This window comes from Cupriavidus sp. 05T313 (genome assembly GCF_056396665.1).
Map to the genome: position 1 here is coordinate 19,368 of NZ_JBFTLX010000023.1, position 21,544 is coordinate 40,911.

General features: G+C 63.6%; 28 protein-coding genes. 26 read left to right on the plus strand and 2 right to left on the minus strand.

The features are described 5' to 3' along the window. Nucleotides 1-51: 51 nt before the first annotated feature. From AC1DKD_RS08240 to AC1DKD_RS08260, 5 genes are all read left to right on the plus strand, one after another. Nucleotides 52-246 (plus strand): hypothetical protein, encoded by a 195-nt coding sequence (locus AC1DKD_RS08240; protein ID WP_477110996.1) that lies wholly within the window; start codon nt 52-54, stop codon nt 244-246. Next, nucleotides 246-668: a recombination protein NinB gene (locus AC1DKD_RS08245; protein ID WP_477110995.1), complete on the plus strand. Its 423-nt coding sequence runs from the start codon at nt 246-248 to the stop codon at nt 666-668. The genes AC1DKD_RS08240 and AC1DKD_RS08245 overlap by 1 nt, the downstream gene beginning before the upstream one ends. Continuing rightward, a complete protein-coding gene (locus AC1DKD_RS08250) occupies nt 665-796 on the plus strand; it encodes a hypothetical protein (RefSeq protein ID WP_477110994.1) in 132 nt (43 codons plus the stop codon). Before AC1DKD_RS08245 ends, AC1DKD_RS08250 begins: the two co-directional genes overlap by 4 nt. A 190-nt stretch (nt 797-986) precedes the next feature. Continuing rightward, nucleotides 987-1,448, plus strand: a complete 462-nt coding sequence (locus AC1DKD_RS08255; protein ID WP_477110993.1) for a hypothetical protein — start codon at nt 987-989, stop codon at nt 1,446-1,448. 11 nt (nt 1,449-1,459) lie between these two features. After that, nucleotides 1,460-2,071 carry a hypothetical protein gene (locus tag AC1DKD_RS08260; protein ID WP_477143170.1) on the plus strand — a complete coding sequence of 204 codons (612 nt, stop codon included), beginning with the start codon at nt 1,460-1,462 and terminating at the stop codon, nt 2,069-2,071. Nucleotides 2,072-2,302: 231 nt separating this feature from the next. On the opposite strand, the gene AC1DKD_RS08265 is transcribed toward AC1DKD_RS08260, so the two are convergent. Next, on the minus strand, nt 2,303-3,097 hold the full coding sequence (locus AC1DKD_RS08265; protein ID WP_477110991.1) for a hypothetical protein: 795 nt from the start codon (nt 3,095-3,097) through the stop codon (nt 2,303-2,305). Nucleotides 3,098-3,745: 648 nt separating this feature from the next. Then, entirely contained in the window at nt 3,746-4,120 is a 375-nt protein-coding gene (locus tag AC1DKD_RS08270; protein ID WP_477110990.1) for a DUF4124 domain-containing protein, read from the minus strand. A gap of 95 nt (nt 4,121-4,215) precedes the next feature. Between AC1DKD_RS08270 and AC1DKD_RS08275 the strand changes: the two genes are divergently transcribed. The 21 genes from AC1DKD_RS08275 (at nt 4,216) to AC1DKD_RS08375 (ending at nt 21,543) form a co-directional block, all read left to right on the plus strand. Then, nucleotides 4,216-4,671 (plus strand): terminase, encoded by a 456-nt coding sequence (locus tag AC1DKD_RS08275; protein WP_477110989.1) that lies wholly within the window; start codon nt 4,216-4,218, stop codon nt 4,669-4,671. After that, nucleotides 4,671-5,945 carry a terminase large subunit domain-containing protein gene (locus AC1DKD_RS08280; protein ID WP_477110988.1) on the plus strand — a complete coding sequence of 425 codons (1,275 nt, stop codon included), beginning with the start codon at nt 4,671-4,673 and terminating at the stop codon, nt 5,943-5,945. Before AC1DKD_RS08275 ends, AC1DKD_RS08280 begins: the two co-directional genes overlap by 1 nt. 56 nt (nt 5,946-6,001) lie before the next feature. Next, nucleotides 6,002-7,330, plus strand: a complete 1,329-nt coding sequence (locus tag AC1DKD_RS08285) for a DUF4055 domain-containing protein (protein WP_477143171.1) — start codon at nt 6,002-6,004, stop codon at nt 7,328-7,330. A 3-nt stretch (nt 7,331-7,333) separates the two neighbouring features. Beyond that, nucleotides 7,334-8,398, plus strand: coding sequence for a hypothetical protein (locus tag AC1DKD_RS08290; protein ID WP_477110986.1), 1,065 nt, complete (start codon nt 7,334-7,336; stop codon nt 8,396-8,398). A gap of 31 nt (nt 8,399-8,429) precedes the next feature. Further along, the gene (locus tag AC1DKD_RS08295; protein ID WP_477110985.1) at nt 8,430-9,335 is read left to right on the plus strand and encodes a DUF4238 domain-containing protein; all 906 of its coding nucleotides are present in this window, start codon (nt 8,430-8,432) and stop codon (nt 9,333-9,335) included. A 137-nt stretch (nt 9,336-9,472) separates the two neighbouring features. Continuing rightward, nucleotides 9,473-10,255, plus strand: coding sequence for a DUF6651 domain-containing protein (locus tag AC1DKD_RS08300; RefSeq protein WP_477110984.1), 783 nt, complete (start codon nt 9,473-9,475; stop codon nt 10,253-10,255). Between the two features lie 59 nt (nt 10,256-10,314). Further along, nucleotides 10,315-11,637, plus strand: a complete 1,323-nt coding sequence (locus AC1DKD_RS08305; RefSeq protein ID WP_477110983.1) for a major capsid protein — start codon at nt 10,315-10,317, stop codon at nt 11,635-11,637. 48 nt (nt 11,638-11,685) lie between these two features. After that, nucleotides 11,686-12,114, plus strand: coding sequence for a hypothetical protein (locus AC1DKD_RS08310; protein ID WP_477110982.1), 429 nt, complete (start codon nt 11,686-11,688; stop codon nt 12,112-12,114). Then, nucleotides 12,111-12,359: a spike base protein, RCAP_Rcc01079 family gene (locus AC1DKD_RS08315; protein ID WP_477110981.1), complete on the plus strand. Its 249-nt coding sequence runs from the start codon at nt 12,111-12,113 to the stop codon at nt 12,357-12,359. The genes AC1DKD_RS08310 and AC1DKD_RS08315 overlap by 4 nt, the downstream gene beginning before the upstream one ends. Before the next feature lie 30 nt (nt 12,360-12,389). Next, on the plus strand, nt 12,390-12,884 hold the full coding sequence (locus AC1DKD_RS08320; protein ID WP_477110980.1) for a DnaT-like ssDNA-binding protein: 495 nt from the start codon (nt 12,390-12,392) through the stop codon (nt 12,882-12,884). Nucleotide 12,885: 1 nt separating this feature from the next. Continuing rightward, nucleotides 12,886-13,260, plus strand: coding sequence for a hypothetical protein (locus tag AC1DKD_RS08325; protein ID WP_477110979.1), 375 nt, complete (start codon nt 12,886-12,888; stop codon nt 13,258-13,260). A 49-nt stretch (nt 13,261-13,309) separates the two neighbouring features. Further along, on the plus strand, nt 13,310-13,996 hold the full coding sequence (locus AC1DKD_RS08330; protein ID WP_477110978.1) for a hypothetical protein: 687 nt from the start codon (nt 13,310-13,312) through the stop codon (nt 13,994-13,996). 24 nt (nt 13,997-14,020) lie between these two features. Continuing rightward, nucleotides 14,021-14,428: an HK97 gp10 family phage protein gene (locus AC1DKD_RS08335; RefSeq protein ID WP_477110977.1), complete on the plus strand. Its 408-nt coding sequence runs from the start codon at nt 14,021-14,023 to the stop codon at nt 14,426-14,428. Further along, a complete protein-coding gene (locus tag AC1DKD_RS08340; protein WP_477110976.1) occupies nt 14,425-14,886 on the plus strand; it encodes a phage tail terminator-like protein in 462 nt (153 codons plus the stop codon). The genes AC1DKD_RS08335 and AC1DKD_RS08340 overlap by 4 nt, the downstream gene beginning before the upstream one ends. A 60-nt stretch (nt 14,887-14,946) precedes the next feature. Then, the gene (locus AC1DKD_RS08345; RefSeq protein WP_477110975.1) at nt 14,947-16,173 is read left to right on the plus strand and encodes a phage tail tube protein; all 1,227 of its coding nucleotides are present in this window, start codon (nt 14,947-14,949) and stop codon (nt 16,171-16,173) included. Nucleotides 16,174-16,261: 88 nt separating this feature from the next. Further along, complete coding sequence (locus AC1DKD_RS08350) at nt 16,262-16,678, plus strand: hypothetical protein (RefSeq protein ID WP_477110974.1); 417 nt, start codon at nt 16,262-16,264, stop codon at nt 16,676-16,678. Between the two features lie 50 nt (nt 16,679-16,728). Then, nucleotides 16,729-17,025 carry a phage tail assembly chaperone gene (locus AC1DKD_RS08355; protein WP_477110973.1) on the plus strand — a complete coding sequence of 99 codons (297 nt, stop codon included), beginning with the start codon at nt 16,729-16,731 and terminating at the stop codon, nt 17,023-17,025. 3 nt (nt 17,026-17,028) lie between these two features. Then, nucleotides 17,029-19,935 carry a phage tail tape measure protein gene (locus AC1DKD_RS08360; RefSeq protein ID WP_477110972.1) on the plus strand — a complete coding sequence of 969 codons (2,907 nt, stop codon included), beginning with the start codon at nt 17,029-17,031 and terminating at the stop codon, nt 19,933-19,935. A gap of 2 nt (nt 19,936-19,937) precedes the next feature. Beyond that, complete coding sequence (locus tag AC1DKD_RS08365; RefSeq protein WP_477110971.1) at nt 19,938-20,594, plus strand: hypothetical protein; 657 nt, start codon at nt 19,938-19,940, stop codon at nt 20,592-20,594. Beyond that, a complete protein-coding gene (locus AC1DKD_RS08370; protein WP_477143172.1) occupies nt 20,591-21,142 on the plus strand; it encodes a hypothetical protein in 552 nt (183 codons plus the stop codon). The genes AC1DKD_RS08365 and AC1DKD_RS08370 overlap by 4 nt, the downstream gene beginning before the upstream one ends. Further along, on the plus strand, nt 21,142-21,543 hold the full coding sequence (locus AC1DKD_RS08375) for a DUF6950 family protein (protein ID WP_477110969.1): 402 nt from the start codon (nt 21,142-21,144) through the stop codon (nt 21,541-21,543). The genes AC1DKD_RS08370 and AC1DKD_RS08375 overlap by 1 nt, the downstream gene beginning before the upstream one ends. Nucleotide 21,544: the final 1 nt, after the last annotated feature.

A 21,544-nucleotide genomic window follows, 5' to 3' on the forward strand; every position in this document is an offset into this window, starting at 1 on the left:
CACGGCGCGCACCTGCCCCTGGACCCGCGGCGTGCGGATTGCGAGGCTGGCATGAGCGCTAGCCATGGAAGTTGCTACAAGTGCCGGAAGGAAGTGCAGGTCTATGGCTCCCGGTGGTGTGCGGATTGCCACTATCCCGGCATCGAGGACGACTACGCGCGGTACCGGGATCTCCTCGAGGAGGGTTACACCCGCTACCAGGCAAAGCTGATGGTCGGCTGGGCCGACCCGCCGGAGGAAGCCTGATGAGCACGCTATATCGAGAGTTCACCCTCAAGAGCCCCGGCATCTGGCCGACGGTGCTGGCCTTCATCAAAGCCAACGCGGCCGCCTTTGCGGAGAAGGGCAAGCCCCTTCGCATCATCGTGACGGCGGAGGAGCGCCGGCGCACGACGGAGCAGAACGCCTTCTACTTCGGCCCGGTGCTGCGCGATGTCGAGGAGCAGGCCTGGATCGATGGCCAGCAGTTCAAGCGCGCCACCTGGCACGAGTACTTCGCCGACATGTTCGCGCCGAAGGTCGAGATCGCGCTGCCGGATGGGCGTCTCTTTACACGCCGGAAGTCCACCTCGGAATTCACGGTCGCAGAGTTCAGCGAGTACGTGACCAAGGTGCAGGCGCACGCGGCCAACGAGTTCGGCGTTTCCTTCGATGGGGTACACGGATGACCTTCACCCTCGACGCATGGCAGATCCTGGCGATCGTGCTGCTGGCCGGCGCGTCCGGTGCCGCTGCCACGGTGATGGCGGTCGCCTGCTACGGGGCACGCCGGCAGGAGGGGGAGGGCGCGCCTTGACCCTGCCAGCTTGGATGTTCCGCGACCCGGCCGAGGTCCACGAGCGCAACGAGGCACGCAGCTGCAAGGGCTGCATATGGGAGAAGTCGGCCCGGCTGATGGGCACGACACATACGGTGTGCACCAATCTCCTTCCCGGCGGAAAGCGTCGGGAACACGGGAAGCGGTGCAAAAACTATCTGGAGAAGGCATGACGCCACACAAGCAACTGATCGCGCACGACCCCGAACACGGCTTCTGGGGTGACTGCTGGCGGACCTGCATCGCCTGCCTGCTGGAGATCCATCCGGCGGAGGTGCCGAACTTTGCCGCCGGCGGCGACCAAGCAGCGGCTGACGTTGCGTGCCGCTCCTGGCTCAAGGCGCGCGGCTACAACCTGGTCAGGTTCTGCATGAATGCCGATTTCGATTTCGCACGCGTGGCCGCCGACTGGTTCGACGACACGCTGTACATCCTCTGCGGCGCGAGCCCGAATATCCCGGGCGTGGCGCACTGCGTGATCGGGCGCGGGGCATTCGAGGTGGTCTGGGACGTGGCCCGGAGTGGGGCAGGTCTCGCGGGCCCCTGGGAGGATGAGAACGGCAATCGGGTGTACTGGATCGAATTCATCGTGCCCAGCCGCTTGGCGGGCGAGCAACGGGAGGCGGCATGAAGGATGGCGCTATGTTCGCAGACGTCTCGCACGCACTGCATGTGTCCTACCTGGTGCTATCGATGCCACCGCGGCAGAAGGCGCCGTTCCGCAACATGCTGATCCAGCTGCTGGAGGCGATCGACGAGCCGACGGCCGCGCAGGAGAAATGGCTGGGCGAGCTGCGCGGGCCCCAAGGCGAGTTCGACCCCGACCGGCTGACGATGGACGAATACCGTGCCCAGTACGCGATGATCACCGACGCAGCAAAGACTCGGCTTCCCAGCCCGGAGTATGCCTCGGTGCTGGCTCGCTACGCCCACGGCGAACAGAAGCTGGCCGGCTGCAAGCGCCTGGCGCTGTATGCGCGCCGCGCCTMGGGTCTCACGGCGACCGCGTTGCTGCTCGACCTGGTCGTCAGGCATTACCTGCCGCGCCAGCAACGGGAGGGCTACACCCTGCGCGCCATCGCGGAGAAGCGGAAGGTGGACAAGAACCGAGTGTTCCGCGCGGCGAAGTGGATGGAGGCGAATTTCCGGGTGCTGGAGACGATGGCGCTGGCGCGGCTGGAGCCGTCATTCGCGGCCCACGGGCTGATCGAGGACCGTACAGCGTACGAGAACCCGGAACGCCTTGCTGCATAAGGGATAGGGCCGAAAATCGCCTTGCATTTTTGAGACAAACGATGTAGATTGCCCCCAGACTCGCCATCAGAGTCATCAAAGCCCGCATGGTTCGCCCAGCGGGCTTTTTCAATGGCACCGCGTGACCGAGCCAGGACAAAGGTTGACGCAGCTAGATCTGGGTGGTGGCGCTGCAGCCGGTACCACCTTGACCGCGGGTTCGAATCCCTGCCGCGGCGCCACCATGCATGATCAAGACACGCCGGTTGGCGCCGTGGTGGGGGCTTGAATATCGCTTGGGACAGTTGCAGCTTTCGTCTGTGTGTTGCTTGGCCGGCGCTCAGGGTTCTGCGTTACATCCAGTGGAGCCCCAGAGGCGAAGAGCGCCTGGTGGGCAGCTTTGAAATAGTCCTCGAGTAGGATCTCCAGCGCGCTCTCATTGTCGTCGATAACCTTGATCCATTTCGAGCGAGCCAGGGCATAGTGGATTTTGTAGTCGTACTCGAACTCTTGCCTCCCTGTTCTATGCATCAGGTCATAGAAATCGAGCATGTGCAGGTCAGAATCCGTGTAACGCCTATCATGAACGTGGCTGCCTCTCGTCGCAGTAATCTCAGCAAGGGAGTGGGAAACTCGCTTAAAAACGGGGGTCACGACAGCGTCGACGCGAGCCTTGAAGGGACCATGTCGGAAGGACTCCTTCATAAGTTTTGCGAACTCGATGAGGCGCTCCTTCAGGATGTAAATCTCATTGAAGTACACAGCAATCTGCTGCGCGAGGTAGCGCGAGCGGCTGATCCTGGTGCGGGCGAAGGGAAAGCGACCTACATAGACGCGCGTGTCGAGAATTGCCTCGTAAGACGCGGATATCTCGGTAAAGGCTTCGAAAAGGCGCATGAACCGAGTTTCTTCCTCGGTCAATTCTGGGGGTGGCACCACGCTACCGGGTGCGGCCGAGCGTGCGGCGAGCCGTGCCTCGGTATGAGGCCTCATGTAATGGGTTGCCCAGTCGGCCATGTCGCGGGTGAAGCTGTCCTGAGAAGTCATCGGCTGTCCTAATTTGTCCCTTGGGAATTATGGCAGGAAGCAAAAAACCTGACCCGCATTCACGTCTCTTGCTTACTGGATGGAGCCAGCCATGTTCGCACCGCTCGCTGCTTATCTGCTGTGGGGCGTCTGGGCGGAGACATGTTGCCCTGGCTCGATGGTTTCCCGGGGCAGCCCCGTACAGCGCGCAAGGGACGGCGACACGTCTCCGCTGGCAGGCCGAGAGAATAGCCTGCCCGATATGCCGGGGGTAGCCAGCCCCATCGCGGCCCCGGATGCCCAGAGTGCTACCCGGGCACGAAGCGGTCGATTGGCGCTCGACGCCGGACCCGTAACCGGTGCCTTCGGGCCATGGCGGTTGTCGGATGGGCGCTTTGATGCCAAGCGTCGTAGAACAGACCGGCAAGGGAAACCACAACCGCTGTGGCCTGAGGCTTAATGTGCTGCAGGAGAAACATCAGAGTATTTCTCCTGCCTAATGTGACAAAGGCGGCACGGCGCCGCGTCTCACTCAACAGCATCTCGATGACAGTCGAGGTCACGGCCAGCACCAGGTGCCGGAAAACAGGTGCAGCGCAGCACGAAATGTGGCCAGTCTCCTCCCCGCTGGGATCGCGGGTTCCTTTTGGCGACGGGGCTGCGCAATCCCTATTCGCAGCGGTGCTTCGACATTTGCGCCCCCGACTGCTGGACTGCGTTGGCGGCTCGTTGAATCTCCGCAGGATCTTTCCGCAGCATGGCGCGCTCGGACCACGCGATGTTCGACGTGTATTGCTGCTTGAGCGAAGGGCAGATGATGCTTGCAACCAGCCGATTGGCCGATTGCTCGTTCCCGGGGATAAACGGCTGCGCACGTTCTTCGGCATTCAGTTGCCCGATGGACTTGCGCGATAGCTCTGTTTTCGCATTGTCCGGGCAGGGGGAATCCTGCAGCGTGACCTTCCCGGCCGAACTCCGGCATTGATAGATGGTTTGAGCGTGCGCACTTGTGGCGAGCGACATCAGCAACAGCAACCTGAGCATGGTTTTCCTCCTCGCCGGATTGTGGTGGCGCCAAGTGGGCAGCGTCTGCCCTCCATCGGTGGGGCGGCGGCCGGCTGCCCTCTGAGACGAAACGTATGGCACGGCCATCCAAATACAAACCGGAGTTCGCCGAGCAGGCGGGCCGGCTGGCAAAGCTCGGTACCACGAACGAGGAATTGGCCAAGTTCTTCCAGGTGGGGGAGACCACTCTGGACCGGTGGATCGCCACGAACGAAGAGTTTCGGGGTGCCATACAAAGCGGGCGGCTGCTGGCCGACGCTACCGTGGCTGATCGGCTGTACCAGCGCGCCATCGGCTACGAGCACGACGACATCGACATCCGGGTGGTCGGCGGCAAGCTCCGCAAGACCAAGATCCGGAAGTACTACCCGCCGGACACCGCGGCCGCGTTCATCTGGCTGAAGAATCGCCAGCCGGCCAAGTGGCGGGACAAGACCGATCCGAAGGACGGTGATGACGTGCCCCCGCCGGTATCGGTGACGGTCAACGTGCTTGATGCCAGCCGCCCCGAGCCAGAAGACGACGCCTGATGCCATCCCTCAACGTGCCCCAGGCGCAATTCCTCGCGCTGCCGCACAAGTTCAAGGCGTTCGTGGCGGGCTTCGGCTCCGGGAAGACGTGGGTGGGCGGCGCTGGCCTCTGCCGGCATGCCTGGGAGTTCCCGCGCATCAATGCTGGCTACTTCGCCCCGACATATGGCCAGATCCGGGACATCTTCTTTCCTACGATCGAGGAAGTCGCCTACGACTGGGGGCTGGTGGCCCGGGTGAACGCTTCCAACAAGGAAGTGCACCTGTACAGCGGGCGCCGGTACCGCACGACGATCATCTGCAGGTCGATGGACGACCCGGGCAAGATCGTGGGCTTCAAGATCGGCAAGGGCCTGGTCGACGAGCTGGACGTGATGCGCAAGACCGAGGCGCAGACGGCCTGGCGCAAGATCATCGCGCGGATGCGCCAGGTTGCGCCCGGCCTGCTGAACGGCATCGACGTGACAACGACGCCCGAGGGCTTTAAGTTCGTCTACGAGCAATTCGTGAAGGCGGTGCGGGAGAAGCCCGAGCTGGCCAGCCTCTATGGCCTGGTGCAAGCCAGCACCTACCAGAACGCGGCTAACCTGCCGCCGGACTATATCGATTCGCTGCGTGCCAGCTACCCGGCGCAGCTGATCTCGGCCTACCTGCGTGGGAAGTTCGTCAACCTGACGTCCGGCAGCGTGTACGCAGCCTTCGACCGGGTGAAGAACCACACCGACGACGCGATGCGGGAGGGCGAGCCCCTGCACGTGGGCATGGACTTCAACGTGCTCAAGATGGCCGCGGTGATCTACGTGGTGCGCGATGGCACGCCGCGCGCCGTGGGTGAGCTGACCGACGTGCGCGACACGCCGGAGATGGCGCGGCTGCTGAAGGAACGCTACAAGGACAAGGGGCACCCGGTCGTGGTCTACCCGGACGCCAGTGGCAAGAACACCAGCAGCAAGAGCGCCAGCGAGTCGGACCTGTCGATCCTGAAGGGCGCCGGGTTCCAATTGCAGGTCAACCCAAGCAACCCGGCCGTGAAGGACCGCATCAACGCTGTCAACGGTCTGGTCCTGAACGACAAGGGCGAGCGCCGGCTGCTGGTGAACACCCATTTGTGCCCGGTTTATACCGAGGCGCTCGAGCAACAGCCCTACGACAAGAACGGCGAGCCGGACAAGTCGACCGGCCATGACCACGTCAACGATGCCGGCGGCTACCCGCTGGTCAAGCTGTGGCCGATCGTGAAGCGCACCGCGAAGGTGACGTCGCTGCGCGCATAACCACCCTCTGAACTATGGCAAACGACGTACGCAAAGCCTCCGCCGCTGTGACGGCAATGAGCGCGCCCCTGCCGCTCATTCGCTCGCTGCTCGGCGGTACCGCGGCCATGCGCGCGGCCGGGGAGCGCTACCTGCCCCGGTGGCCGAACGAGGAGGAGAAGAGTTACAAGGCGCGCCTGGAGGTTGCCACGCTGTTCCCGGCCTTCCGCCGCACGGTCGAGGTGCTGGCAGGCAAGCCGTTCTCGAAGCCGCTCACGCTGGGCGACGACGTGCCTACACGGCTGAATGGCTGGACCGAGGACATCGATCTGCAGGGCCGGAACCTGCACAGCTTTGCCGCCAGTCTCTGCGAGGACGCTCTGGCGGCGGGCTTCTGCGGGATTCTCGTGGATTACCCGCCGACCTCCGGCCTGCGCACGCAAGCGGACGAGAACGCCGCCGGTGTCCGCCCGTACTTCGTCCACATCAAGCTGGATGACCTGCTGGGCTGGCGCTACAAGCGCATCAACGGCGTGGCCACCCTCACGCAGTTGCGCATTCTGGAGTGCGTGACCGAGGACGATGGCGACTTCGGCGAGCGCGAAATCCAGCAGGTTCGCGTGTTGACGCCGGGGGCGTGGGCGCTCTACCGGAAGGTGCAGGACAAGGATGAGTGGGTTCTGCACGACGATGGCGCCACCACGCTGCCTGTCATCCCCTTCGTGCCGGTCTACGGCCAGCGCGCGGGGTTCATGCTTGGCACGCCGCCGCTGCTCGACCTGGCGCACATGAACGTCGAGCACTGGCAGTCGAAGAGCGACCAGCAGACCATCCTGCACGTCGCCCGGGTGCCGATCCTGYTCACCAAAATGCTGGGCGACRAGGTCGAGATCACAGTTGGGGCCAACTCGGCGGTGAAGGCGCAGGACCAGCATGCCGACATGAAATTCGTCGAGCACTCTGGCCAGGCGATCGAGGCAGGCCGGAAGTCGCTGCTGGACCTGGAAGACCAGATGCGCCAGGCCGGTGCCGAGCTCCTGGTGATCAAGCCCGGCAACGTGACCGAGGTCCAAACCGTCGCCGATAACGAGCAGGGCGCATGCGCGCTCCAGCGCATTGCCAGCGACCTGGAAGACGCCATCGACGCTGCGCTGCAGCTGATGGCCGACTGGGTGAGCGAGAAGGAAGGCGGCCACGTCACCATTTACAAGGACTTCGGCGCGGCCACGCTGGCCGAGGCCTCCGCCGAGCTGCTGCAGAAGATGAACATGGCCGGCACTCTTTCGGACGAGACGCTGTTCGAAGAGATGCAGCGCCGCGGCATTATCCGGCCCGACCTGACGTGGGGCGACGAGTCGACGCGCATCGGCACGCCCCAGCCCGGCAAGGCCCCGGTATCGGCATAACCCATGGCAAACCTGTCCGAAATGCTCGCCGCGCTTGCCGTCGAGCGCCAGTTGGACCTGAATCGGCTGATCGGTCACCAGTCGAACCTGGTCCTGTCGGTGATGGAAAGCCTGCTGGCCGACGTCGAGGCCAGAATTGGCACCAAGCCGCTGACCGACTACCAGAAAGCGCGCCTGAACCAGCTTCTTTCTGACGTGCGCGGCCTGGTGGTTGACCGTTACGAGTCGATGCAGGGTGACCTATTCAGCGATCTGAAGGATTTGGGCCAGCAGGAGTCCAAATGGGTGCTGTCGAGCACGAATAGCACGGTCGGTGTCGATCTGATGCGCGCGCTGGCGCCGTCCGCCACGCTCAAGGCGCTGGTGGACACCGGGTTGTTCCAGGGCGCGCCGCTGGGCGACTGGCTGGACCGGCAGGCGGGCGATACCGCCTTTCGCTTTGCCAACCAGATCCGCCTGGGCGTGGCCGCCGGCGAGACGAACAACCAGATCGTGCAGCGCATTGGTGGCTCGACGCGCAAAGGCCTGACTGGCGTGATCGAGACCAGCCGCCGCAACGCCGACGCGCTGGTGCGCACTGCGGTGCAGACCGTCAGCGCTCGCGCGCGGGACATCACCTGGTCGGAGAACGCCGACATCGTGAAGGGCAAGCAGCAGGTCAGCACGCTGGACGGCCGCACGTCGGATGTGTGCATCGCGTATGCCGGTGCCGCGTGGGACCTGAAGGGCAAGCCTATCAACGGCACGCATTTGCCCTACAACGGCGGCGTGCCCCGCCACTGGATGTGCCGGAGCACCGAGATACCGATCCTGAAGACCTTTCGGGAGCTTGGCCTCAACGCGGACGAGTTCACGCCGACCACGCGCGCCAGCATGGACGGGCAGGTGGCGGCGGATCTGTCCTTCGGCGACTTCCTAGCCAGTAAGGGCAAGGCGTTTCAGGACCAGGCGCTGGGCAAGGGCAGGGCGGACCTGTGGCGCGACGGCAAGATCACGCTGCCGCAGTTGCTGGACCAGCGCGGGAACCCGCTGACCCTTGACGAGCTGAGATCGAAATATGCGAGATAATCGGCACATTCCTTATCTCGCGAGATAGTCAATGGGCGACCCGATACGGCACCACTATGTGCCGCGCTTTTACCTTGCACGATTCTGCGCATCTGGCACGAACACCCTTCACCTCTTCGACAGGGAGCGCAGTCACTTTCGTTATCAGCGTCCAGAAGAGGTGGCCCACAGGCGGAACTATTATGCGTTCACCGATGAAGGGGGAAAGCTTGATTTGCGCGTCGAGCATTACTTGTCGGAAGTGGAGTCCTTGGCAAAGTTAGCCATTGAGAAGATTGATCGCGCAGAAGGTATTGAGGGCGAGGAGGCGATGAATCTTGCGGCCTTCATCGGCCTGCAATCGACTAGAACGCCCACTTTCGAAGCAAAACGGGACGCGATGCATACCGCGATCAGCGACGCCATACTGGAAAAAGCTTTCCAAGGCAATCGAGAGGAGTTTGCGAGATACCTGCAGCATGCAGACCCAGAAAAAGTCCTTGATCATTCCACCGGGTATCCGATACCGGATAAACGAAGGGCGTTGGCCGACATCGTGCCTTTCGCTAGGGAGTTTGCTGAGCACCTGGTCACAATGGACTGGTATTTCCTCCGGGCGAGGCCGAAGAAGTCGTTCGTAACTTCCGATCACCCTCTGGTGGTGTTACCTCCTGCGGGTTGGGATGCCCATGGTGTGCGAGGTTATGGATTCAAAACAGCAGGAGTGTCAATTGTCATGCCTCTATCAGCGCAGACGTGCTTGCTTGCGCAGGGGCGCGGCGACAGGATTTCTTTCACGGAGGCTGAGGATGCGTGGATTCGGGACATCAACTTGCGTTTAGCGGAAAGCTGTAACACCTTGCTGATTGCTCGGGATAGTGCGCTCTTGCACAGCTTGGTGAAAGAGACTGGCATCAATGAGAAAAAGTGGGACCACGGATTTCAGATGGGCGTGTAGATAGCTCGGCGAAATCTCTTAACGTAAAGCTACCCCCGGTTCTTGAACCGGGTTTTTTTTGCCTGCGCGGCGGATGCCAGCGGGCGCATCGCGGCGGATGCCGCTCAGCAATCAGGGCGGATGCCCAGGAAACCACCATGCCATTCAAGTACGACGCCGACGGCAACATCATTATCCAGGAAGTCAACGGCCAGAAGCTCCCCGTGTTCGTCAATGCCGAGGGCAAGGAAGCGCCCTTCGACGGGGACAGCACGGTAGCGACCATCTCCCGCCTCAATTTCGAGGCAATGAATCACCGGGAGCGTGCGGAAAAGGCCGAAGGCAGCCTGAAGGCCTTCGAAGGCATCACCGACCCAGCAGCGGCCCTCAAGGCGCTGAACACGGTGAAGAACCTGGACGACAAGAAGCTGGTGGATGCCGGCGAAGTCGAAAAGGTGAAGGCCGAGGCAATCAAGTCGGTCGAGGAAAAGTACGCCCCCATCGCGAAGAAGGCCGGCGATCTTGAGGCGCAGTTGAACACCCACCTCGTCGGTGGTGCGTTCTCGCGTTCCAAGTTCATCGCCGAGAAGTTTGCCGCCGAGGGCCCGGCCGGCGTGGAGATCGCGCAAGCGCTCTTCGCAAACCGGTTCAAGGTCGAGGAAGGCAAGGTCGTGGCCTACGACGCGCAGGGCGGCAAGATCTATTCGCGCACGCGGCACGGCGAACTGGCCGATGCCGAGGAAGCGATCGAGATCATGGTCGACACCTATCCGCACAAGACTCACATCCTGAAAGGGTCCGGTGCATCCGGAGGTGGTTCGCAGGGCGGCAATGGCGGTGGCGGTGGCAAGAAGACGATCACGCGTGCTCAGTTCTCGCAGCTCGATCCTGCTGCTCAGGCGGCAACGGCTCGGGACGCGAACACCGTAATCACGGACTAGCAGTATCCCAAGCAACCTCTGGCCGCTGATTGCGGCCTTTTTCATTTGAGGCATCCAACATGCGAAACACCTTCTCCAAACTGCGCTTCCTGGCGCTCGCTACGGTGGCATCGGTCGCCGCGGCGTACCCGATGGCCACCGTAGCTGCCGTCGCGGCGCGCCTGTACGACATGCTCAACGAGGCGGTGACCCGACCGACTCCGCGCGGCATGGTCGCTGGCGCGAACACGCTGACCGGCCTGATCCCGACGCTCTACAATGCGCTGGATGTCATCTCCCGTGAGCTGGTGGGCTTCATCCCCGCCGTCAGCTCGGATATGACATTCGCGCGGGCCGCTGTAGGCCAGACCGTCATGTCGCCGGTTGTGCCGGCCGCAACGGCCACCGACATCACGCCTGCCGTGACGCCGCCCAACGATGGGGACCAGAACATCGGCAACGTTCCGATGACGATCACCAAGGCGCGTCGCACGCCGATTCGCTGGAACGGCGAGGAGAAGCTCGGCATCGACAACAACGGCGCCAGCTACAACGTGATCCTGTCGAACCAGTTCCAGCAAGGCATGCGCACGCTGGTGAACGAGGTGGAAGCCGATCTTGCGGCACTGCACGTGTTCGCGTCGCGGGCTTACGGCACGGCCGGCACCGCGCCGTTCGGTACTGCGAACGATCTGACCGACACCGCCGGCGCGCTGCGCATCCTGGAAGAGAACGGCGCACAAGGCCTGGACTTTCAGTTGGTGCTGGGCACCGCAGCCATGTTCAACCTGCGCGGCAAGCAATCGGGCCTGTTCAAGGTCAACGAGGCTGGCCGCGAGGACATGCTGCGCAACGGCATCACTGACCGCCTGCAGAACCTGGCCTTGCGCCAGTCCGCTGGCGTGAAGCGTCCGGCGTCTGGCACTGCCGTGGGCTCGACGACCAACAACGCTGGCTATGCTGTTGGCGCCACGGTGATCACGCTGGCTGCCGCTGGCACCGGCACGATCCTGGCCGGCGACGTGGTGTCGTTTGCGGGTGACGCCAACAAGTACGTGGTGGCGTCGGGTGACACCGATGTGTCCAACGGCGGCACGATCACGCTCCAGGCTCCCGGCTTGCAGCAGGCGATCCCTGGGTCGGCCACGGCGATTACGGTTGCCGCGATCAGCAATCGCAACATGTTCTTCGCGCGTTCGGCCATTTCGCTGGCTACCCGCGCGCCCGCACTGCCGCCGCAGGGCGATTCGGCGGTGGATCGCATGATCATCACCGACGCGCTGACCGGGCTGTCGTTCGAGGTCTCGATGTACGCCCAATACCGCCAGATGCAGTATGAAGTTGCGCTGGCCTGGGGCTGCGCCGCGGTCAAGAAGGAACACATCGGCCTGCTGCTGGGCTAATCAAGCGGTGCCGGGGCTTCGGCCCTGGCCCAGCAACCGGAGAAGAGCATGAAGACCATCAATGTGAAGCCCTGGTCCGAGGATCAAGGTGCCTTCGTCGTCATCAATGAGGCCGATTTCGATCCCAAGGTGCACAAGCTGTACGACCCGGAAGGTGACGCCGCGCGTGAGCGTGAAGCCGAAGCACAGCGCCAGGCCGAAATTGCAAAGGCTGCCGAGGAAGCGGAGCGCCTGAAGAAGCTGGAAGCCCAACGCGCGGCCGATTTGGCGGCGCAGCAAGCTGCTGAAGCCGCCGAGGCCCAGCGTTTGCGCAAAGAAGCAGAAGCCAAGGTAACTGCGGGGCAGGGCGGCACGCCGGACGTCGCCAGCATGACCAATGACCAACTGCGCGCCGAGCTGGATGCACGCGGCATCAAGTACCCGGCCGCTGCCAACAAGGCTGAGCTGCAGGCGCTGCTTGTCGGTGACGCGAAATGACGTTCAAGGACGCAAGCAGCCCGGCGGTGAAGGCCGCCGCCGTGACCCCCAACGACAGCGTTGTTTTCGATCCGCCGACGAAGTCGCTTTACGTGGGCGTCGGCGGTGACCTGATGGTGCTGCTGGCCGATGACACCGTGCCTGTCTTGTTCCAGGCGGTGCAGGGCGGCCTTCCGTATCCCCTCATGGTCAAGAAGGTGATGCTCTCGGGCACGACGGCAACCGGCATCGTTGCGCTCTACTAAGCGCGCGACGCATCAACCAGACGGTAATCCATGGCTATCGATACCACCCCGGGCAGCCCGACGGCCGACAGCTACGTCTCGGTGGCCGAGGCCGATGCCTATCACGCGAAACGCGGAAACACGGCCTGGGCTGCCGCAGATGTGCCCGGAAAAGAGGGGCCGCTCGTGCGTGCCACCGGCTATGTCGATGCCGAGTACGGGTGGAAGGGCATCCGCGCCACTTCCACCCAAGCGCTGGGCTGGCCGCGTTACAACGTCGAGGTCGACGGCTACCCAGTGCCGACCACTGTCATCCCGCAGAAGGTCAAGGACGCCGTCTGCGAGCTGGCGCTGAAGGCGCTGGCCGGCGATATCGCACCGGACGTGCTGCCGGACGTCGTGACCGAGACAACCGTCGGTCCCATCACCAAGAAGTACGCACCGACCAAGCAGAACGGCGGCCAGAAGCGCTACGCCTACGTGGATTCGTTGCTGGGCGCGCTGGTTTCCGGTGGCAGCGGCATGATCAAGCTGACGCGGGGCTGAGATGAGCGCCTTCTACGACGATATGGCGGCCACCGCCGACGAGCTGCTGCGCGAATACGGTAAGCCGCTGGTCCTGCGCCGCGTGACGCCTGGTGCCTACGATCCCAGCAGTGGCGCGGCAGCCGAGACAACCGTCGATTTCCCCGGCACCGGCACGATGTTCGACTTCGCGCTGCAGTCGGCCGGCCAGGCCTTCGCCGGTGCGACGATGATCGAGACCGGCGACAAGCAGTGCTACCTGTCGCCGGTGGGCGCGCCTCTGCCGATGGCCGGTGACTTGGTGGTCGACGGCGCTGACGCGTGGCAGGTCAAGAACGTCAAGGCCGTGAACCCGGCGGGGACGCCGGTGCTGTACGAACTGCACTTGCGTAGGTAGGTAGTTCAGGGTCCATTACTATGTAGCCGACGAGCTAACGGGAGCTGATATGGAATGGGCAGCAGTGCTGGATACAGCAAAGAACGTCGCAGCGCTGAGTGCGGCGGTGATGGCGGTAGTTGGCATTGGGACATGGCGGCGTGACTTCAGCGGGAAGCGGAATATCGAATTGGCAGAGGAAACGCTTGTGCTGTTCTATCGGGCGCGAGATGCAGTTCGGGCCATGAGAAGTCCCGGAGCCTTCGAGCACGAGTTCGATCATGTGGTCCAAAAGGATGGCGAATCGCTCATCGTCTTTCAGGCTCGCAAGACAATCGCGCCGTTATTGAAGCGTCATGAGCACTATTCGGAACTGTTCGCATCTCTTCAAGCTACCCGCTATCGCTACATGGCGAGGTTTGGCAACGACGCCGGAGCGCCCTTTGAAGAATTGCGGCTCCTAGTGATAAATGTGTTGTTGACTGCTCGCCATTACGTGATGATGTCAGGGCAATATGATCCTAACGAGAAATCCCCGGCCAGCGAGCGACAAAGGGAGCGCCTCAACGAAGCCGAGAGCATCTTCTGGGAGATGGGTAACGACGATGAGATCAACCGGAAATTGGCGCGGATAGTGGAAACAGTGGAGTCGCAGTGCCGAGGAATTATTGAGTCACAGTTCCATCCGCGGGCATGGTATCGACGGTGGGTGAAGCCGCTCATATCGCGGCGAGCGGAAAAGTCGGTCGGGAACTGAGACAAGAAAGTGCGGAAGAACTGAATGGCCACGAACGATGATTTCCGGCGCAAGTTTGCCGCCTTCGTCGAGCGCGCGAAGGGCAATCAGGAACAGGTCGTGCGCAAGGTCGCGCTTGATCTCATGCGCAGCCTCATCCTAAAGAGCCCCGTCGACACCGGCCGCTTCCGTGGCAATTGGCAGGTGCAGTACACCCTGCAGCCGCGCACCCTGGGCGTCGTCGACCGTGCCGGAACGACAACGATTGCCACAGCCACCCAGGACCTGTCGTACCTGCGGCTGGGTGAGACGATCTACCTGGTCAATCACCTGCCCTACGCCGTGCCGTTTGAATACGGCCATTCCAAGCAGGCGCCGGTCGGCATGGTGCGCCTCACGGTGACCGAGTTCGACCAGTTCCTGACCCGCGCAGTGGGAGACCTGAAGCAATGAGCAATGCACTGGTGAGAAGGGCCCTGGAGACGCGGCTGAACGCCATGGCGTCGGGCCTGGCCACCGCGTGGCAGAACGCGAGCTTCACCCCAGCGGCGGGTGTGCCCTACCAACAGGTGCACCTGATGTTCGCCCCGCCGGAGAACCCCGCCTACGGCACCTACTACCGCGAGGTCGGCGTCTTCCAGGTGTCGCTGATGTATCCCCAGGGCACTGGCCCGGCCGCCGCCGATGCGCGTGCCCAGGCCATTCGGGACTGGTTCGCGCGGGGCACGACGATTCATGCCTTTCCGGCGGGCCCATCCGTGGTGCTCGACTTCCTGACGCAGACTTACCAGGTCGACCCGGGCATCGACGTCATCATCCAGCGCACGCCTGCCATAGCTGACGGCTACCCCGACGGCGACCGATGGCGCGTGCCGATTAGCATCCCATTCTTCGCCAGCGTCAACGCCTGACGCCGGCCAGCAACATCAACGCCTCGCCTTGCGCGGGGCTTTTCTTTTTGGAGCAAGAAAATGCCCAACGCAAAAGGGTTGTTCAAGCAGCTGCGCTACAAGCTGCAAACCGGGCAGGGGGTAGCGGCCGGCGCGTCTGGCGGCCAGATCCTGCGGCGCGTCACTTCCGACATCTCGCTGAACAAGGACACCTACCAGTCCAACGAGATTCGGTCGGACCAGCAGATCGCGGACTATCGCCACGGTGTGCGCCGCGTCGCCGGCACGATCAACGGGGAAATCTCCCCCGGGACCTATGCCGACATCTTCGCGGCCATCCTGCGCCGAGACTTTGCCGCGGTATCGCCCATTGCGGGCGCCAGTATCACCGTCGCCCTGGGCGCGGTACTGGGCACGATCCAGACTTTCACCGTCACGCGCGCCGCAGGCTCGTACCTGACCGATGGGATCAAGGCGGGCGACGTGGTGCGGCTGACCGCCGGCGGCTTCAATGCCGCCAACCTGAACAAGAACCTGTTGGTGCTGTCGCTGACCGCGCTGGCGCTGACGGTGATCCCGCTGAATGGTGTGGCGCTGGTCGCGGAAGGGCCGATTGCCACCGCCACGGTGTCGGTTCCGGGCAAGAAGACCTTCGTGCCCACCTCCGGCCACACCGATAAGTACATCACCTTCGAGCATTGGTTCTCTGACATCGCGCAATCCGAGCGCTTCACGGACTGCAAGCTCGGGCAGATGGACATCAACCTGCCGGCCACCGGCATGGCCACGCTGGCCGCCCAGATTCAGGGCCTGGACATGGTGTCGGGCACGTCCGCTTACTTCACCGCGCCCGCGGTCGAAACGACGTCCGGCATCGTGGCCGCCGTCAACGGCGTGCTGCTGGCGGCTGGTGCGCCGGTTGGCCTGGTGACCGGAATGAGTGCCTCAATCAACGCGAACCTGACTGGTGATCCGGTCGTCGGCCAGAACACGCTGCCCGACCTGTTTCCCGGTCGGGTCGTCGTCACCGGGCAGTTCACGGCGTACTTCCAGGACGCTGTGCTGCGCGATGCTTTCGTGAACGAGGCTGAAATCGGCATCGGCGCGGCGCTCACCACCAGCGGTGCGGCGGCGGCGGACTTCCTTGCCCTGACCATGGCGCGCGTGAAGCTGGGCAGCGCTGGCAAGGACGACGGCGAGAAGGGGCTGATCCAGACCTTCAGCTACCAGGCGCTGCTGAACGTGAACGGCGGCGCCGGCACGGCAAACGAGAAAACCACGATTTCTGTGCAGGACTCGCTCGCATAAGACGAGCCCCCACGGGACAGCGCTCCCACCCTAGGGATCTTCGCGGGCCGGCAACGATGTCGGCCCGCATCTTTTTGGAGCAAGGCATATGGAACAGAACAAGGCAGCGCCGACGCGCTCGATCGCATCCCTCAACCTGGTGAAAGCCAGCGAGACGGGCTTTGAATTCGAAGTCAAGGACTCGTCCGGCGTTGGCCTGGGCGTCTTCATCAGTGTGCGGGGCGAGCATTCCGACACGGTCAAGGCGGTCAACCGTAAGCGGCTCAACGAGCGCCGCGAGCGCGCCTATGTTGCCGCGAAGAAGGGCGAGAACCTCTTGCCCGACTCGATCGAGGACGAAGAGGCAATGGCCATCGAGGGCGCGGTGCTGCGCACGATCGGCTGGCGCGGCCTGGACGAAACCTTCTCTCCGGACAACGCGCGGCTGCTCTACACCGTCAACCCGGAGGTTCGCGCGCAGGTCTACACGGCTGCCGCTGAGTCGGGAAATTTTTTGAAGGTCTGACGGCCGAGATTGTCGAGTATGCAGAGCATCAGGCGGCGCTGGATGAGCGCATGCCTGATGGCTCGACCGTCAGGCAGAACCTCGAATCAGTCGCGCGGCAGACCGGGCGCCGGCCGGACGGGCTGGATGGTCCCGAGCTACCGCCAGCCGGGTACCAGCTCTGGGAATGGTTCATGGAGCTGAACGCCACTCGGCAGGCCGGAATGGGCCTGTCCCCCATCACGTACCCAGATATTCAGGCGTTCTTCACTATGATCGGCGAGGAGCCGGCGCGCTGGCAGATCAGCGCTATCCGCCGACTCGACTTGGTGGTGCTGGCCGCCGCAAGCAAACGCAACAAGGTGTAAGAGATGGATATTGCCTCGCTCGGCATTGCGATGGATACCTCCGGGCTGAAGCGGGGGGAAGATGCGCTCAATCGCGCCACGCAGTCTGCGGGGCGCACAGCCGATGCCATGGACAAGGTCGGCGCCAGTGGCGGCAAGGCATCCGAAGGCATCGGCAGTACTGGCTCTGCCGCCGACGGTGCGCGAGCCTCGTTGGAGCGTTACGACCAGTCGGCGCGCCAGGCGAGCCAGTCGATGGACGATCTGGGCAAGCAGTCCCGGTCCTTCACCGACTCGTTCAAGGACTTCGCGATTGGCGCAACCGCGGTGAACGCCGTCACGCAGTCGGTGCGTGGGCTGTTGGACGGCCTCATGGAGATCCCGGAGGGGGTCTACGATTCGATTCGGTCCATGGCTGAGCTCCAGGCTCAGGTGGACAAGATCACCGTTGGCCTGAAGTTCTCCAACGGTGGCGACGCCAGCGCCGGCGCGCGCGACCTGTCATTCCTGCGCGACGAGGCCAACCGGCTCGGCCTGGACCTCACCGTCGCGGCGAATTCATTCGTGAAGCTCTCGGCAGCTGCGCGCGAGACCACGCTGGAAGGGAAGGGCGCGCGCGACATCTTCCTGGCGATCAGCGAGGCGTCCGCGGTGATGCACCTGTCGGCAGCCGAGTCCGAAGGGGCGCTGCTGGCCATCAGCCAGATGATCAGCAAGGGCACGGTGCAGTCCGAAGAGCTGCGCGGCCAGCTTGGCGAGCGCCTGCCGGGCGCATTCCAGACCGCCGCGCGGGCCATGGGCGTGACCACGGCCGAACTGAGCAAGATGCTCGAGCAAGGCGAGGTGATCTCGTCGGACTTCCTGCCGAAGTTCGCGGCCCAGCTGCGCAAGGAACTGGCCGGCTCAGTCGAGGAGGCCGCCAACAGCACACAGGCCGCGCTCGGCCGCATCGACAGCGCCTGGACGGACCTGAAACGCACGGTTGCAGATTCCGGGCTTGGCCAGGCCGCCGCCGGGCAGTTGAGCATCCTGACGGACGCCATGAACGATGTGGCGGGGTCGATCCGGCGCGCCAAGTCGGAAGGGGCTGGCTTTTGGGGGCAGCTCGGTGCGGGTGCCGGCGCGGCGGGCCGGTTCCTCAATCCGGTCAATGCGTTCGGGTATGACCCCCAGTCCTTGAAGGGCATGCAGCAGCAGCGGGACCAGTTGTCCGCGGAACTGAAAGACCCGAGCCTGGACGTGTTCCAGCGCGGGCAGAAAGCCTACAACCTGCAGCAGCTGCAAAAGCGGATGGCCGAGGCCGAAGCGGTTGCGGCGCAGCAGAAGGTCGTCAACACGCCGAACCTGTCCGACGTGATGGGCCTGGGCATGGATCAGCGCAAGCGCGACGAGGCCGAGGCGCGCGCACGGAAGTTCCTGACCGATGGCAAGAACCTCACGAAGGCTGAGAACCGCGACAAGGACCTGAAGGAGATCGACGACGGCTTCAAGGCCGCCACCGCGGGCATCGAGAAGGGCAGCGACCTTTACAACAAGGCGCTGGGGGTGGTCGCCGCGCGCAAGCAGGAAGTTTGGGACAAGTTCAACAAGGCCGGTGCGGCTGGCGCCAGCAAGGCGGCCGCCTATCAGCAGAACGTCATGGGCGGGGAGATCGCCCAGTTGGAGGGCATGGCCAAGCAGCGCGAAGCTATCCTGAAGGGCGAGTTGCTGGACTTGGAGACCCAGCGCAACCAAGGCCTGTTGTCCGAGCGCGAGTACATCGAAAAGAGCTTCGACGCCAAGCAGCGCGGGCTGATCGACGAGCAGGTGATCGCCGAGATGCAGGCCGACGTGGCGGCTGGCCGCAAGCAGATCGCCGAACGCGAGCGCTACGCAGCCAAGATCCAGGAGATCGAGGAAAAGCTCGGCAACAGCGAAAAGGAGCGCGCCAAGGCGTTGAGCGAGGTCTACAAGAAGCTGGACGACGCTCGCCAGGAGGTGATGCTCAACGTCGGCGCCTATACGGCTTCTCGTGACAGGGAGGCTGGCCGTGAGCTTGGCAGCCTGGGCATGGGCGACAACGCCAGGGAACTGAACCAGATCCTTGCCCGCACGGAAGACGAGTTCCGGCGCCAGCGCGAGATCCTGACTAAACGTGCTTCGAAGTCCGGCTTGCTGGACACCCAGCAGTACAAGGACTCGTTGGCGGAGCTGGACGCCGCCATGCAGGCGCAGCTCGATCGCGAGCGCGGGTATTTCCAGCAGCGCCTGGATATGCAGGCTGACTGGACTATCGGCGCGTCGCGTGCGTGGGAGAACTACCGGGATTCGGCGGCCAACGTCGCCGGCCAGGTCGAGAGCTTGTTCTCGCGGGCATTCTCGTCGATGGAAGACGCGCTGGTGAGCTTCGCCATGACCGGGAAGCTGAATTTCAGCGACTTCGCCAAATCGGTGATCTCGGACCTGATCCGGATCCAGGCGCGCGCCGCGGTGTCCGGATTGGCGCAAATGGGGGTGAGTCTCGTGGGTAGTCTGTTTTCAGGTGTTGGCGCGGGTGCGCCCGATGCTGCCGGTGGCGCATGGGGTGGGTTCAACCTTGGCGGAGCCGGCTATTCGCCGACGGTGGACACCTCGGGAGCCTCGGGCATCTTCGCGACCCGGGCTGGCGGCGGCGACGTGCAGGCGGGCTTGCCGTATCTAGTCGGCGAGCAGGGCCCGGAGGTCGTCGTACCTACATCTTCCGGAAATGTCGTTCCTAATCATGTGCTTGCAAATCAGGGTGTGCAGCAGCCGGTGGCGCCGGTGATCGAGTTCCACAACACCTACAACATCGACAGCCGTACGGACCGAGCCGACGTGATCGCTGCCATCCAGCAGAGCCAGCAGCAGACGAAGGCCCAGATCCTGGACAGCATCAATCGTGGCGGCACGTTCTCGCCGAAACGTGGGTAACCATGCCAACATTGACCTTCCCGACGGACATCCTGCCGTCCAGCGCCATGTTTGGCCTGCAGTCCAACACGGAGAGCTTCACCTCCCCGCTGAACCGGGCCACGCAGACCGTGGAGCGGCCGGGCGCGCTGTGGAAGGCGCGCCTGACCTTCACTACCATGAGCCTGCAGCAGCAGCGACGCCTGAAGGCGTTGCTGTCTGCGCTGAACGGCATGGCCGGTCGGATCTACCTTTGGCCGCACGACGCGCCCATCGCCGATATCGCGGCCGTGCCGGTGGATGCGACGATGGTGCTCGACTTCCTCAATCAGAGCTATCAGGGGGTTGGCAACCCGGTCGTGAATGGCACGATCACCGACTTCAAGGTGCTCCCGACGAAGTACTGGCCGGCGAGCACGCTGGTGCTGCGCGCGGGCGAGTACATCGAGGCCGGCGGTGAGCTGAAGATGGTGACGGCTGATGTGACCAGCGACGCCGCGGGGCTGGCGTCGATTCCGGTCGCGCCGCCATTCCGTGTGGCGCCGGCTAACCTGGCCGTCGTCACGCTGGACAAGCCGAAGGCATTCATGCGGCTGGCCAGCGACGTCTGGGAGTTCGTCAGCACGCCGGCTTGGCGGCATGAGGCATTTTCCGTTGACTTCATCGAGGTGCCCCTATGACGCGCGCGCTCGATGGCGGGACAGTCGCCGCGGTCACTGGCGGGCACGTTCCGTATCTGTTCTTCGTGCAGCTCGACTTCTCCCAGCCGCTGAGGGTGTGCAGCGCTGGCTACAACATCGATTGGAATGGCTCGACGTGGCTTGGCATCGGCGCGCTGGGGAACATTGAGCCGATTCAGGAGCAGGCAAGCCTGGAGGCCACAGGGGTGCGCTTGACGCTGTCCGGCGTGCCGTCCGAGTACGTGGCAATAATGCTGGCCGAGCAGTACCAGRGCAGGCCATGCCAGATCTGGTTCGCACCGCTGCGTGAGGACCTGCAGGTGGCGGTGCAGCCCAGCCGCCTGTTCTCCGGGCGTATGGACGTACCAAGCATCGAAGTGGGCGACACCGCCACTATCACCGTCTCTGCGGAGTCGCGCATGGTCACATGGGATCGAGCAAAGGTGCGTCGCTACAACAACGAGGACCAGCAGAGTCGATACCCGGGCGACCGGGGCTTCGAGTTCACGCCTCAGATGGTGGAGAAAACTTTGCAGTGGGGGAGATAGTGCAGAGATTAGAGGACTGGCCAACGCGCCTTGCAGAGTTCATCGAAGCCCGCCGCGAGCGGGCTTTTTCATGGGGTGAGAGCGACTGCTGCCTTTTCGTCTGCGATGCGATCGAGGCGATGACGGGCTCGGATCCGGGCGTGCGCTGGCGCGGTCTCTACACGACGGAGAAGGGTGCTCGCCGCGTGCTGCGTGACAACGGCGGCGTGGACGGCATTGCGACGATGGTGCTGGGCCCGGCGATGCCGCCTGCGCTCGCTGGGCGAGGCGATGTGTCGCTGATTGATACGCCGAGCGGCGAAGCGCTCGCGCTTTGCCTGGGGGGGCTGATAGCAGCTCAATGCCAGGCTGGCCTCGAGTTCATCCCGATGACTGCGGCGAAAGCCGCATGGAAAGTGTGAT